At 73.1% G+C, this 13860-nt stretch carries 13 protein-coding genes; 10 read left to right on the top strand and 3 right to left on the bottom strand.

Features of this window, described 5'->3' with window-relative positions:
* Nucleotides 1-347: 347 nt before the first annotated feature.
* Entirely contained in the window at nt 348-1103 is a 756-nt protein-coding gene (locus ACZ466_RS54690) for a TetR/AcrR family transcriptional regulator (protein WP_378281954.1), read from the top strand.
* A gap of 159 nt (nt 1104-1262) precedes the next feature.
* Here ACZ466_RS54690 and ACZ466_RS54685 read toward each other — a convergent pair whose 3' ends face one another.
* Nucleotides 1263-2135 carry a hypothetical protein gene (locus tag ACZ466_RS54685; RefSeq protein WP_378281955.1) on the bottom strand — a complete coding sequence of 291 codons (873 nt, stop codon included), beginning with the start codon at nt 2133-2135 and terminating at the stop codon, nt 1263-1265.
* Nucleotides 2136-2628: 493 nt separating this feature from the next.
* Between ACZ466_RS54685 and ACZ466_RS54680 the strand changes: the two genes are divergently transcribed.
* From ACZ466_RS54680 to ACZ466_RS54665, 4 genes are all read left to right on the top strand, one after another.
* The gene (locus ACZ466_RS54680; RefSeq protein WP_378281956.1) at nt 2629-3825 is read left to right on the top strand and encodes an amidohydrolase family protein; all 1197 of its coding nucleotides are present in this window, start codon (nt 2629-2631) and stop codon (nt 3823-3825) included.
* Between the two features lie 214 nt (nt 3826-4039).
* Nucleotides 4040-4951 (top strand): enoyl-CoA hydratase, encoded by a 912-nt coding sequence (locus tag ACZ466_RS54675; RefSeq protein ID WP_378281957.1) that lies wholly within the window; start codon nt 4040-4042, stop codon nt 4949-4951.
* 9 nt (nt 4952-4960) lie between these two features.
* A complete protein-coding gene (locus tag ACZ466_RS54670; protein WP_378281958.1) occupies nt 4961-5752 on the top strand; it encodes an SDR family NAD(P)-dependent oxidoreductase in 792 nt (263 codons plus the stop codon).
* 119 nt (nt 5753-5871) lie between these two features.
* On the top strand, nt 5872-6447 hold the full coding sequence (locus ACZ466_RS54665) for a TetR/AcrR family transcriptional regulator (protein WP_378281959.1): 576 nt from the start codon (nt 5872-5874) through the stop codon (nt 6445-6447).
* A gap of 54 nt (nt 6448-6501) precedes the next feature.
* Here ACZ466_RS54665 and ACZ466_RS54660 read toward each other — a convergent pair whose 3' ends face one another.
* A complete protein-coding gene (locus tag ACZ466_RS54660) occupies nt 6502-7269 on the bottom strand; it encodes an SDR family NAD(P)-dependent oxidoreductase (RefSeq protein WP_378281960.1) in 768 nt (255 codons plus the stop codon).
* Between the two features lie 41 nt (nt 7270-7310).
* On the opposite strand from ACZ466_RS54660, the gene ACZ466_RS54655 reads away from it, so the two are divergent.
* Together ACZ466_RS54655 and ACZ466_RS54650 are read left to right on the top strand one after the other, a co-directional pair.
* A complete protein-coding gene (locus tag ACZ466_RS54655; protein ID WP_378281961.1) occupies nt 7311-8372 on the top strand; it encodes a LacI family DNA-binding transcriptional regulator in 1062 nt (353 codons plus the stop codon).
* A 140-nt stretch (nt 8373-8512) separates the two neighbouring features.
* Nucleotides 8513-9229, top strand: a complete 717-nt coding sequence (locus ACZ466_RS54650; RefSeq protein ID WP_378281962.1) for an FAD-binding protein — start codon at nt 8513-8515, stop codon at nt 9227-9229.
* An 86-nt stretch (nt 9230-9315) separates the two neighbouring features.
* Here ACZ466_RS54650 and ACZ466_RS54645 read toward each other — a convergent pair whose 3' ends face one another.
* On the bottom strand, nt 9316-9696 hold the full coding sequence (locus ACZ466_RS54645) for an ArsR/SmtB family transcription factor (protein ID WP_378281963.1): 381 nt from the start codon (nt 9694-9696) through the stop codon (nt 9316-9318).
* 202 nt (nt 9697-9898) lie between these two features.
* On the opposite strand from ACZ466_RS54645, the gene ACZ466_RS54640 reads away from it, so the two are divergent.
* The 3 genes from ACZ466_RS54640 to ACZ466_RS54630 are packed head-to-tail and all read left to right on the top strand — an operon-like array spanning nt 9899 to nt 13825.
* Nucleotides 9899-11053, top strand: a complete 1155-nt coding sequence (locus ACZ466_RS54640) for an acyl-CoA dehydrogenase family protein (protein WP_464042495.1) — start codon at nt 9899-9901, stop codon at nt 11051-11053.
* The gene (locus ACZ466_RS54635; RefSeq protein WP_378281965.1) at nt 11050-12288 is read left to right on the top strand and encodes an acyl-CoA dehydrogenase family protein; all 1239 of its coding nucleotides are present in this window, start codon (nt 11050-11052) and stop codon (nt 12286-12288) included. The genes ACZ466_RS54640 and ACZ466_RS54635 overlap by 4 nt, the downstream gene beginning before the upstream one ends.
* Nucleotides 12289-12325: 37 nt before the next feature.
* Entirely contained in the window at nt 12326-13825 is a 1500-nt protein-coding gene (locus tag ACZ466_RS54630; protein WP_378281966.1) for a class I adenylate-forming enzyme family protein, read from the top strand.
* The last annotated feature ends 35 nt before the right edge of the window (nt 13826-13860 follow it).

Here is a 13860-nt window from a genome sequence, read left to right as displayed (position 1 = left end):
GAGCGTCGTCGAACGCCGGGCGTCCGATGTCGTGGTGAAATGGCATGCGCCGCCATCGAACGCGGAGTTGTCGCCCGGTCGCGGCCGGTGGAACGGCCCCGGGGATCGCCAGGTTTCAGAGCGTTTCGAGTTCAATGGCCGTCCGCCGATGGTAACAACGTTTTACGTCTATCGGAAGGGCCTTCTCAGGCAGAGCCGGAGCCTTTCTGGTAACGCCGTGTTCCCGATCGGATCGAGGGGGCGGGTCAGCGCGGCCCGCCTTGTCGCGGGCCCCGCGCGGGCCTGGGCGGAGAGCCGTCCGGTATGATCTGCGCAAGCCTTTGAGACGTTGCCTGGAGGACGTGCCAGTGTCCGAGCCGGCCGCGTCGAAGCCCGCCCGCCGGCGGCGCCGGCGGGGCTCGATCAACGCGGACGACATCGTCGCCGGAGCCTTCGAGGTCGCCCGCCGCGTGTCGCTGGACCGGCTGAGCATGCCCACCCTCGCCGCGCACCTCGATGTCGGGGTCACCAGCATCTACTGGTACTTCCGCAAGAAGGACGACCTGCTCGACACGATGGCCGACGCCGCCGTCGCGGCCTACGCGGACGGGATGCCCGCCGTGAACGCCGGCGGCACCTGGCAGGAGACCCTCTCCGGCCACTTCCACGCGCAGCGCGGGCTGCACAGGGAGGACCGGGTCCTGTCCGACCTGCTGCTGATGCGCGCCTCGGCCTACAGCCCCGAGTCGCTGCGCCGCGTCGCGGAGATCGAGGAGGCCGTGGTCGGCAGGCTGGTCGACGCCGGCTTCACCGCGGAGGACGCGCGGCGGGCCTACCGGGCCGCGTCCGTGTACACGCGCGGCATGATCATTCATGACCGCATGGCCGGGCCGGACGGTCCCGCGCCGCCCGGTTCCCCCGGCGGCCCCGTCGCCGCCCACCCGCTCGCCGGGATGACCGACGAGGACTTCGATTTCGGGATGCGGCGCCTGATCGGCGGCCTGGAGGCGCTGCCGCGCGAGGGCAGCCCGGAGGACGCGCCCGCGCGGCGAGGGCGGGCGGCGCCGCGGCCCGGTGCGGCGCGAGCGGAGCACGCCGATCGCTCGCGCAGGGCGACGGGGTAGCCCGGAGGTGGCCCGGAGGTGGCCCGGAGGTGGCCCGGAGGTGGCCCGGAGGTGGCCCGGAGGTGGCCCGGCCGGAGGCGCGCCGTGCCTCCGGCCGGGGCCGTCCCACCGGGAGGGGCGGGACGTCGGAAGGGGCCGAGGAGCCCGATCAGGCCGTGATCAAGCCGGGTCGCCCGCCGGGGTGACGGTCTGGAACACCGCGGAGGCCGAGGTCACCGTGCGGTCGTCCCGGCCCTCGTCGTGGAGGGTCAGCCGGACGCCGACCTTTCCGGCGGTACCGTGCGCGGCCTCCCCGTCGACGCGGAAGGGGCCGGTCTTGCCGCGGGCCAGGAACATGACGTGCCAGGTCTGCATCTGGAGCAGGTCGGTGCCGGCCAGTCCGGCGGCCAGGTCGATCGCCGCGGTCTCGAGCAGGACGTGCTGGGGCCCGATGTGCAGGGCGGCGTCGGGCGAGGCGAGTTCCACGGCGAGCTCGGGCAGCACCCAGTGGCCGTCGTCGCGGCGGGAGGCGCCGAACGCCTCCCACAGGGGCGGCAGGTCGGGGGAGTCGACGATCTCCAGCCGGTCCTCCTCCATCTTCTGGAGCCCCTCGGGCACGGTGCCGATCCGCACGCCCTGGCCCTCGACGAAGGCGATCACCCGCCCGTGGTCGTCGGCATCCACGATCTTGGACCGGCTGTAGCCCATCCGCGTGCCCGAGTGGAGCACCTCCGACTCCACCACCTCGATGCGCCGCACGTCGCGCGCGCCGTCGAGGATCTGGCAGGAGTGGACGACCGGGTTCGGGACGGTCTCCAGGTCCGAGCCCACGCCGCCCTCGGGGGCGCTGATCGACAGCGGCGCGACCAGGAGCCCGCCCGCGGCGTTGCGCATGTCGCGGCGGAGCGTCACGGTGTTGTCGACGGGCCCGGTGTTCATCGAGCCGTGGTTGCGGCCGATGTAGCGGTAGCTCAGCAGCCCGGTCCAGCGGCGCCGCAACTCGTTCGCGTACGCCGCGGGGTCGTCCTTCAACTCTCGGATGTCGCGCAGCATCGAACCACACCTCCACGGGCCGCCTGCCGCGGCCCCGCGTTCCGTATCTCGGCCGGATCCGCGCCCCCGCCGCTTCGGGCGGGGACGGCGCCGGCGAGGCGGCGACGTGCCGGCGGCGGCCGTACGGGCATTGTCGGGTTGCTTACCGAAGGGCTTACGGTAATGCCGTCCAAAGTAACCGGTCAAGATCGCCGCCACCGCGCGGCGCTCCGCGGCCGCATTTGGGGATGCCGCCGAATGGTCGCCCCGGTACCGCCTCCAGGACAGCGAGAAGCCCCTTCCCCAAACTGGAAAACCCTGTTACCATCACTCCTTGCAAGCCCGTACCGCAGGCTGTCCCGGTCGGCGTATATCCGGTCGGTGACGACGTTACCCCGATCGGCGACACGCCGTACCGAGGTGCGGGGCGGCGCTGAACAACGTGGTTACCACACGCCTGGAGGTCGCGGTGTCCCGACGACTTGAATTTCCCGTGTTCGACGCGGACAACCACATGTACGAGACCACGGACGCGTTCACGAAGTACCTGCCGGAGGAATACTCGGGGCTCGTGAAGTACGTCCAGGTCAACGGTCGTACGAAGATCGCGCTCAAGAACACGATCAGCGAGTACATCCCGAACCCCACCTTCAACAAGGTCGCGCCCCCCGGAGCGCAGGAGCTGGAGTTCAGGCTCAAGAACCCCTCCTCGAAGACGCAGGTCAGGCCCGGGGACAAGGAGATGGCCCCGCCGCCGAAGTACATCGAGTCGCCCCCGGCGTTCTTCAACCCCGCCGACCGGCTCGAGCTCATGAACGAGCTGAGCATCGACCGCGCGATGATGTGGCCGACGCTCGCCAGCCTGCTGGAGGAGCGGCTCGCCGACGACCCGCGCGCCACGCACGCCATCGTGACCGCGCTGAACCGGTGGATGCACGAGCACTGGACCTTCAACTACGAGGACCGGATCTTCCCCACCCCGGTGATCACGCTGCCGATCGTCGACGAGGCGATCCGCGAGCTGGAGTGGGTGCTCGAGCGCGGCGCCCGCGCCATCCTGATCCGCCCGGCCCCGGTGCCCGACTACCGGGGGCAGCGGCGCTCGTTCGCCCTCCCCGAGTACGACCGGTTCTGGAAGGTCGTGCAGGACTCGGGCGTCGTGGTCGGGCTGCACGCCTCCGACGACGGCTTCGTGCGCTACCTCAACGAGTGGGAGGGCCGGTCCGGCGAGTACACGCCGTTCAAGGCGGCGCCCTCGCCCTTCTCCGCGCTGGTGAGCGCCGAGTACCGGTCCATCAAGGACGTCGTCTACTCGATCATCGGCCACGGGCTCGCCACCCGCTTCCCCGACATCCGGTTCGTGCCGGTGGAGAACGGCAGCGCCTGGGCCAGGCCGCTGGTCCAGAACCTCAAGAAGGTCTACGCCCGGTCGCCGGAGATCTTCCCCGAGGACCCGCTGGTGGCCCTGCGGCGCTCGATCTACATCCACCCGTTCCACGAGGAGGACGTGCTCGGCCTCGTCGAGGTGATCGGCGCGGACCGGGTCATCTTCGGCTCGGACTACCCGCACCCGGAGGGGCTGTTCGACCCGGTCACCTTCGTCGACGAGCTGAAGTCCCTGTCGAAGGAGGACCAGGCCAAGATCATGGGCGGCAACCTGGCCTCGATCATGGGGGTCGACCCCGCCAAGGGCGCGCTGGCCCCCGCCTGATCCGGGCGCCCGCGTCCCGCGCGGGCCGCGCCCGCCGTGCCGGTCCCTCCGGTGTGGCGGGCCCGGCCCGCTTTCCCCGCGGGGCGGGGCCGCCGCAGCACCTGGTTCATGACCGTGCCCTCGGCGCCTCCACTGCCGCCGGCACGGCGTCCACCCCTACCGGGCCCGGGCGGCGCGTCCGCGCGACCGGGCCGGTGAAACGCATGGAGTCCGGATGGCAGAGTACGAGTTCATCAGCACCGAGGCGCTGGACGACGGTGCGATCGTCCGCATCATGCTGGACCGGCCGAAGCAGCGGAACGCGCAGAACCGCGGCCTGCTCGTCGAGTTGAACGACGCGTTCCTGGCCGCCGAGGCCGACGACAAGGTCCGCGTGGTGATCCTGGGCGGGATGGGGCCCATGTTCTCCTCCGGCCACGACGTCGGCTCCAAGCAGGCCATCGCCGAGCAGGTGCCGGGCCCGGAGCAGCACGTCACCTGGAGGACCAACGGCGGCACGCGGGAGGGCGTCGAGCGGCTGTACCTGCAGGAGTGGCACTACTTCTTCCAGAACACCCGGCGCTGGCGCGACCTGCGCAAGATCACGATCGCGCAGGTGCACGGCAACGTGTTCTCCGCCGGCCTGATGCTGATGTGGGCGTGCGACCTCATCGTGGCCGCCGACGACACCGTGTTCGCCGACGTGGTCGGCCAGCGCCTGGGCATGTGCGGCATGGAGTACTTCGCGCACCCCTGGGAGTTCGGGCCGCGCAAGACCAAGGAGCTGATGCTCACCGGCGACTCCATCGACGCCGACGAGGCGCACCGCCTCGGCATGGTCAGCAAGATCTTCCCGCCGGACGAGCTGGGCGACCGGACGCTGGAGTTCGCCCGCCGCATCGCCTCGCTGCCGACGATGACGGCCCTGATGATCAAGGAGTCGGTCAACCAGACCGTCGACAACATGGGCTTCGCCAACGCGCTGAACTCCACCTTCACGCTCCACGAGCTCAACCACGCGCACTGGTCGGTGGCGCACGAGGACCGCTTCCCCGTCGCCCGTCCCGAGGACGGCGTCCCGGACTGGCGCGCCGCGCCCTCCGTCATGCCGGCGCGCCGCGACTCGCCCGGCGGAGCCCCGTCGTAGGGGGCCGTCATGGATCTGTTGCTGGAGGGCAGGGCGTTCGTCGTGGTCGGCGGCAGCGCGGGCATCGGCCTCGCGGCCGCCCGGCAGCTCGCGGAGGAGGGCGCCCGCGTCGCGATCGTCGCCCGCGGCCGGGAGCGGGCGGAGGCCGCGGTGGCGGAGCTGGAGCACGCCGGTGCGGCCCAGGCCGTCGCCGTCACCGCCGACGTCGGCCGGGAGGGCGAGGCGGAACGCGCCGTCGCGGCAGCGGCGGAGGGGTTCGGCGGGCTGGACGGCATCGCCGTGACCACGGGACTGCTGGGGCACGAGCCGATCGAGGTCGCCGACGCACGGTGGGAGGAGGTCTTCCGCGACGTGCTTTTGGGCACCGTGCGCAGCGTCCAGAGCGCCCTGCCGTTCCTCCGGCGCGGCGGGGGCACCGTCGTCACGACCGCGGCCTACAGCATCCGCGCGCCCGAGATCGCCCGGCTGCCCTACGCCTCGCTCAAGAGCGGCGTCGCCACGTTCACCAAGGGCATCGCCAAGGCGTACGGCGCCGACGGGGTCCGCGCGAACTGCGTGTGCCCCGGGGCGATCGAGACGGCGGCGCTGCAGGGGCTGCGCGCCAGGATCGCCGCCGAGCGCGGGGTCCCGCCGGAGGGCGTGCTCGAACGGGTGATGGCCGAGGAGTGGCATCTGGACGTCGCGCTGGGACGCCCCGGCCGGCCGTCGGAGGTCGGCGAGCTGATCGCGTTCCTGCTCTCGCCCCGCGCGGGCTACCTCACCGGGGCGCTGGTCAACATCGACGGCGGGACCGACTTCTGACCGGCCCGGACCCGGCGGGCGCGCCGCTACAGTACTGGGGCTGGGACGGAGGCAGGGCGACGCGGTTTTCCCGGGCATTGGCGTAGGCGGCACCCGGTGGAGGTGGGAGTGCAGTGGGTTTGACGGCCCAGACTCGGAGCGAGCAGGCGGTGCTCCAGGTGGTGACCGAGCTTCTCGAGGAGGAGGGTTACGAGTCCGTCCGGATCCGCGAGGTCGCGGCGCGCGCGCACGTGTCGACCCGGACCATCTACGAGAGCTTCGGCAACCGCGACGAGATGATCGTGACGGCGCTGCAGCAGTGGATGCAGGAGAACGTCAAGGCCCCGGTGGAGGCGATCGAGCCGATTCCCGGCGAGCCGATCGACGAGGGGCTCATGCGGATGTTCCGGCAGATCTTCGCGCCCTGGGAACGCCACCCCCGGCTGCTCATGGCCGTCGACATCGCGCGGCGGGGCCCGGGCGGCGACCGGCTCGTCACCTTCGGGAAGCACGCCTTCCAGCCGGCCATCCACCAGCTGCTGAAGGACACCGACCCCGTGTACGCCAGGGACGTCAGCGAGATCCTCTACCACGTCGTCTCCGGGCTGCTCAGCCAGTTCCGCGACCGCGAGATGCCGATCACCGCCCTGCTGCCCATCATCGAGCGCACCGTCCACCGGCTCACGGAATCGCGCGTCCCGCCGCCGGCGGCGTAGCCCGGCCGCCCGCGGGCCGCCGCCTCCGGGCTCCGGGCTCCGGGCGGACCGTGGTCAGGACGAGAAGGAGTAGCCCCCGTTGACGGGGTAGGTCTGCCCGGTCACCCAGCCCGCGTCCGGGCCGGAGAGGAAGGCCACCATCGCGGCCGCGTCGTCGGGCCGTCCGAACCGCTTGATGACGTACCGGCCGAGGTTGCGGGCGAGGCGGGGATCGTCCTCGGCGCCCTCGGGCATGATCGTCCCGAGGGACACGCAGTTGACGGTGACGCCGTGCCGGCCGACCTCCCGGGCGACCGCCCGGCTGAACCCGGCCGCGCCCGCCTTGGCCGCCGAGTAGGCCGCCATCGTCGGCTCGCCCACCCGGCCCGCGTCGGAGATGACGGTGATCACCCGTCCCCAGGATCGGTCGATCATGGCGGGGAGGAAGGCCCGCACGGCGTGCATGACGCCGTAGAGGTTGACGCCGAGGAAGGGCGCCCAGTCGGCGGGGGAGGTCTCGGCGAACGGCGCGAAGTCCTCCCGGCCCAGCGCGGCCACCCGGCCGGCGTTGCCGGCGTTGTTGACCAGGATGTCGACCGGGCCCGCCGTCTTCGCGGCCTGCTCGACCGCGCTCCAGTCGGTGACGTCGAACGGGGCCGGCGCCGCGTCCCCGCCGGCCGCGGTGATCTCGTCCGCCACCGCGGCGGCGCGCTCGGGGGCGAGGTCGTTGACGACGACTCCGGCGCCGCGGCGCGCGAGCTCCAGCGCGATGCCGCGCCCGATGCCCTGACCGGCGCCGGTCACCAGCGCGCGCCGCCCGGCGTGCGTACGCTCCTCCGTCATCGCCGCTCCTGATGTGAAAGTTTTATATACGTCTATATATCATGTATCGTCCTCATGCCGCCGTCCGCGACCTCTCGGGAGACGACGTGTCCGGGCAGCCGGAGAACGGGAAGCCGCCGTCCCGGCGCCCCGCGACCAGCGTCGACGTGGCCCGTCTCGCGGGGGTCTCCCGGGCCACCGTGAGCCATGTGCTCAACGGCCAGGTCGAGCGGTTCAGCGCCGAGACGGTCGAGCGGGTGCGCGGCGCCGCCGCGGCCCTCGGCTACGTCCGCTCCACGGCGGGCCGGGCACTGGTCAGGGGACGCGGCGACTTCATCGTCCTGGCCGTGCCGCACGCGACCGTCACCCGCGTCCAGGAGGTCATCGAGGCGCTGTCGGCCGACATCGAGGAGCTCGGCTTCACCGTGGTCGTGCACTTCGCGGGGGTCAGGGCGGGACGGAAGGCGCCGGACCGGCTGCACCACATGATCGAGACGCTGCGCCCCGCCGGGGTGGTCAACCTGGGCGGGCTGTCCGAGGACGACATGGAGGCGCTGCGCGCGGCCGGCTGCCTGGTCCTGCCGCGGTACCGGTCCGGCGACCCCAACCTGTTCATCGGGCGCCTGCAGGCCGGGCACCTGCACGCGCGGGGCCGCACCGAGATCGCCTACGCGTTCACCGGCGACCGGCGCGACGACCCGTACGGGCCCGGGCGCGCGGAGGCCGTCGCCGCGTTCTGCGCGGAGGCGGGCCTGGCGCCGCCGGCGCACCTCCACGTGCCCATCGAGGCCGCGGCCGCCCGGAAGGCGCTGGAGCGCCTGGTCTCGCTCCGCGGGCGTCCGGTGGGGATCGCCTGCTACAACGACGAGGTCGCCCTGGCCCTGGTCTTCGCCGCCAAGGGGCTCGGCCTGGAGGTGCCCGGCGACGTCGCCGTCATCGGCGTCGAGCGCACCGAGGTCGGGCAGGTGGTCTCGCCCCGGCTGACGACGGTCGCGGGCGACCTCCCGGCCATCGTGGGCTTCTTCCGGTACGACCTGGCCCGGGCGTACGGCGGGGCGGCGTCCCGGCCGGAACCGCCCGGCCTGACCGACGGCTACCGGATCTACCAGGGCGAGACGACGTAGGACGACCGCGCCGCAGCGCGGCGGAGCCTGCCTGAACTCGTCGTTGACACGTGTCACCACCCGCTCGTAGTGTGAGCCGTGCCGACGGAGGACCGCCCCGCGGACACCTGTTCCGGGGCCGCGCTGGCGAGGAGGCCCCGATGCCGCTCCCGAGGAACGCGGACGTGGTGGTCGTCGGATTCGGCGTGGCCGGCGCCGCGGCGGCCCTGGCGGCGGCACGGGCCGGAGCCCGCGTCACCGTCCTTGACCGGGGCGTGCCGACGGCGCGGCCACTCGCCCTCTCACGTTCCGCCCGGTCCCGCCGGGCACTGCGGTCCGGCCTCCAGCGTGCCGCGCTCGCGGCCGGGGTCGCCGTCCACCCGCGCTGCCACGTGCACGAGCTGATGATGGACGCCGGGCGGGTGTGCGGTGTCGGGTACGCGGCGCCGCCGTCCGACGGCGGCGCCGCCACGGCTCGGCTCGCGGAGACGATCGTCGGCGAGGTCGGCTGCTCCTCGGTCGTGCTCGCCCTGGACCCGCGCCACTGGGAGTTCGTCGGGCCCGCCGTGTGGAGCGCGGCGCGCGCGAGCGGTGACGCGGACGGACCGCCGCCGACGGCCCGGCCCAGTCCGGAACTGGCCGTCCGCACCTGGTGCGCGGCGCGGGAGGCGGGCGCCGCGGCGGCCTCACGCCAGGCCGAGCTGGGTTTCGACGCCGCGACCGGAGCCGTCCTGATGGGAGCCGGCCTCCCCGTGCCCGGCCTCTACTCGGCCGTGGGCGGGCGCGCCGCCGATCCGGCCGCCGGACACCGGGCCGGACGCGGCGCCGCCCTCGAGACGGCGCGGCGCTCCGGGGCCGAGCTGCGATCGGTGATCTGACGCCCCCATGGCCAGGTCCAGTCCTCCGACAGGCAGGTGAGCCCATGCCGGACGCGGCGCGAGATCGGGAAGATCGAGGAGGGGAGCTACCAGGTCACGAGGGCGGTGCCGGGAGCGGAGTCGCCCGGCGCGGTCGCGGGCGGGGGCCGGTCCTCGCCGTCGCGGCGGCCGCCCTCGGCGAGTCCGGGCGCGGGCGCCAGGGCCCACAGCTCGCCGAGCACCTCGCGCAGGACGTCCTGGCGCAGCGAGTAGAAGTAGTTGCGGCCCCGCTTGTGCACCTCGATCAGCCCGGCCTGGGTCAGGATCTTGGTGTGGTAGGAGATGGTCGGCTTGGAGATGGGCAGCGTGTCCTCCAGGACGCTGCAGGGGAACTCGTCCTGCTGAGCCACCTGCTGGACGATGTTCCACCGGATCGGGTCGCCCAGCGCCTTGAAGACCTCTGTCGCGGTAACGGGTTCGCGGGACATGACGCCCTCTCCTCTGCACTCCACCACGGTTCCAGTGTTCGCCGACCATGAATTTAGCTCACCGGGAAAACATTTAGATATATTGACATGTATCTGAATATCCGCTTCAGTGAGATGCGTCTCGAACGGCGCCGGGTCGCCGCAGCGCCCCGTGGTCGGCGCCCGGCCGCCGATCCCGCCCGGATGTGAGGGGAAGTCCCCGATGGAGCTGGCTCTTTCGCCGGATCAGAAGCTCTTGCAGAAGTCCGCGCGAGGGCTCCGCGAGAAGGAGTGCTCGCTCGACCGCATCCGCGGCCTGGAGGACGGCGAGCTCCGCTGGAGCCGTGACTGGTGGCGCAAGGGCGCCGAGCTGGGCTGGGCGGCGACCGTCGTGCCGGAGGAACTGGGCGGCGGCAGCGTCTCCGGAGAAGGCGTGCGCGACCTGGCCCTCATCGCCGAGGAACTTGGCGCGGGAGTCGCCCCCGGGCCCCTGCTGCCGGTCAACGCCGTGCTTGCCGGCCTCGTCCACGCGCACGGCACCGGCCCCGACCACTCCGCCGAGATCGAGTCGCTCGTCGCCGGTGAGACCGTCGCGAGCTGGGCGGTCTACGAGCCCGGCGGGGAATGGACGGCCGAGCCCCCGGGCCTCACCGCGACGCCCGCCGGCGGCGGCTTCGTCCTCGACGGCGTCAAGGACCGCGTCGAGGACGCCGCGCAGTCCGACCTGTTCCTGGTCACCGCCGCCACCGCGCAGGGCACCGCCCAGTTCCTGGTCCCCGCCTCCGCGCCCGGCGTGACCGTCACCCCGCAGTGGTCCCTGGACCTGTCCCGCGCCTTCGGCGAGGTCCGCTTCGAGGGCGTCCAGGTCGGCGAGGACGCGCTGGTGGGCGTGCCGGGAGACCTGCGGACCGTGGAGCGCCAGCTCCAGATCGCCATCGTCGTGCAGTGCGCGGAACTCTGCGGCGGCCTGGACCGGATCTTCGACCTCACCACGCGGTGGGCCTTCGATCGGTACTCCTTCGGCCGGCCGCTGGCGTCCTACCAGGCCCTCAAGCACCGCTTCGCCGACATGCGCACCTGGATCGAGGCCTGCCACGCGACGACGCAGGCGGCGGCCGGAGCCGTGCAGGCGGCGGCGCCGGACGCCCCCCGGCTGGTCAGCGTGGCCAAGGCGTACGTGGGGGATCGGGCCCCGGTCATCCTGCAGGACTGCGTGCAGCTGCACGGCGGCATCGGGGTGACCTGGGAGCACGATCTCCACCTGTACCTGCGGCGCGCCGTCCTGGACCAGTCCCTCTACGGGACCCCGCGCGACCACCGCCTCCGCCTGGCCGACCTCGCCTCCGCCCGACCGGCCGAAGGGAACGACCCGCGATGACCGAGAACACCACCGAGAGCGTCGAGTCCTTCCGCGCCCGGGCCCGGACGTGGCTGGCGGAGAACATGCCGCGCTGGGACGGCCACGTGTCCCCGCCGGCCGATGACGACATCAAGGAGTGGCACCGCGCCCGCGAACTCCAGAAGAAGCTGTACGCCGGGGGCTTCGCCGGCATCTGCTTCCCGAAGGAGTACGGGGGCCTCGGCCTGTCGCCCGCGCACCAGCAGGCGTTCACCGAGGAGTGCAGGGGCTACGAGATGCCGCTGCTGCTCAACACGCCCACGTTCAGCATCTGCGCCGCGACGCTGCTCGACGTGGGCACCGAGGAGCAGAAGCGCGAGCGGATCAGCGCGGCGATCCGCGGGGACGAGGCGCTCTGCCAGTTCCTGTCCGAGCCCCGCGGCGGCTCCGACCTCGCCGGGGTGATCACCCGGGCCGAGCGCGACGGCGACCGCTGGATCCTCAACGGGGCGAAGACCTGGAGCACCTCCGCGTACGCGGCCGACTGGGGGCTGTGCCTGGCCCGCACCGACTGGGAGGTGTCCAAGCACCGCGGGCTGACGATGTTCCTCGTGCCGACGAAGGCGCCGGGCGTGACGGTGAACCGGATCCGGATGGTGAACGGCTCCCGGGAGTTCTGCGAGGAGTACTTCGACGACGTCGTGCTGCCGGCCTCGGCCGTCGTCGGCGAGGTCGGCGGCGGCTGGGAGGTCGCGTCCCGGCAGATGTTCCACGAGCGCAACGCGGTGGGCGGCGGCTCGCCCTACGTCAGCGGCCGGGGGCTCCCCCCGACCATGCCCCGCGTGCCGCCGATCGACGTGGCGCGGGCGCTGGGCAGGTCGGACGACCCGGCGGTGCGCGAGCTGGTCGGCGAGGCGCTGGTCATGACGGCCGTGCACGAGCAGATGGTGGAGCGCGTGTCGCGGGCGCTGGGCAGCGGGGCGCTCCCGCCGGCCGGCTCGTCCATGCTGCGCCTCCTGCACGCCGAGACCTCCCAGCTCAGGGAGGACATCGCGCTCAAGATCGCGGGGGCGAACGCGGCCACCGGCACGGGCGCCGACCTGGGGATCGGCGGCCGGGTGTCCATCGGCTACCTCATGCGGCAGAGCGCGAGCCTGGGCGGCGGCACCACCGAGATCTCCCGCAACATCATCAGCGAGCGGCTGCTGGGCATGCCCCGCGAGCCGGCCCTCGACCGGGACGTCCCCTTCAAAGAGGTCAAGCGCGGACGCTGACGGACGCCGGCGGACCGCGACGACGGTTGGAGAGCTGATGAACCTCGCGATGATCCTCGACATGGTCGCCGACGGCATGGCCGGCCGCGTCCTCGTCGGGGACCGCGCCACCGGCCTCACCGGCGCGGACCTGCGCGCCCGGGCGCTGGCGGGGGCCGGGCACGTCACCGCGGCCGGTGCGCGCAGGCTGGTGTACCTGGGGCCCAACGGACCGGAGTTCCCCGTCGCGCTGTTCGCCGCCGCCTTCGCGGGCGTGCCGTTCCTGCCCCTCAACTACCGGCTGGGGGAGCGGCAGCTCGGCGAGGTGATGGCCCGCCAGGAGTCCCCGCTCGTCGTGACCGACACGCCGGAGCGCGTGCCGGGCGCGGCGACCGTCGGCACCGCGGAGTTCCTGGCGCTGCCCGCGGCCGGGACGGACTCGTCCGCGGCGGTCACGACCCCGCCCGGCTCCGTCGCGGCGCTGCTCATGACGAGCGGCACCGTCTCCACGCCGAAGAGCGCCGTGCTGCGCCACGAGCACCTGACGGCGTACCTGTTCGGGTCGGTCGAGTTCGCCTCGGTGCCGGACACCGACGCCACCCTCGTCAGCGTCCCGCCGTACCACATCGCGGCGGTGGCCAACGCCCTGTCGAACCTCTACAGCGGACGGCGGATCGTCTACATGCCGCGGTTCGACGCGGGGGAGTGGCTGGACACCGTGGAGCGCCAGGGGGTCACCCACGCGATGGTGGTCCCGACGATGCTCGCCCGCATCGTGGCCGAGCTCCAGGCCCGGGGGACGCGCGGGCCCGCCTGCCTGAAGTCCCTGTCCTACGGGGGTGCGAAGGTCGCCCCCGAGGTGATCGAGGAGGCGCTCCGGCGGTTCCCCCACACCGGCTTCGTCAACGCCTACGGGCTGACCGAGACCGCCTCGTCCATCGCCGTGCTGGGGCCCGAGGACCACCGGGAGGCCGCCGCGAGCTCCGACCCGGCGGTGCGCACCCGGCTCGGCTCCGTGGGCCGCGCCCTGCCGTCGGTCGAGATCGAGGTGCACGACGGGGACGGCCGCCCGTGCCCGGCCTACCTGGTCGGCGACATCGTGGTGCGCGGCCCCCAGGTCGCCGGGGAGTACCTGGAGGCCGGGAGCATGCTGCGCCCCGACGGCTGGTTCCCCACCCGGGACCTCGGCTACCTCGACGAGCACGGCTACCTGTTCGTCCGCGGCCGGGCCGACGACACCATCATCAGGGGCGGCGAGAACATCGCGCCCGCCGAGATCGAGGACGTGCTCAACGGCCACCCGGCGGTCCTGGACTCCGTGGTCGCGGGCGTGCCGGACGCCGAATGGGGGCAGCGGATCGCGGCGTTCGTCGTCGTCCGCCCCGGAGCGGCGGTCGAGCCCGGCGACCTGCGGACCTGGGTGCGGGAGCGGCTGCGCGGCTCCAAGACCCCCGACTCGGTGACCTTCGTCGACCAGTTCCCCACCACGGCCACCGGCAAGGTGCTGCGACGCGATCTCGTCGCGGGCCTCCGGCAGGACGACTCCGTCTCCGCATGAAAGATCACTGCCACCCCGTCAGGAAGCCGAGGTCA

The sequence above is a fragment of the Actinomadura rugatobispora genome, assembly GCF_055379765.1.
Note: the sequence above shows the minus strand (reverse complement) of the source record. Positions and strands in the feature narration are given on the sequence as shown.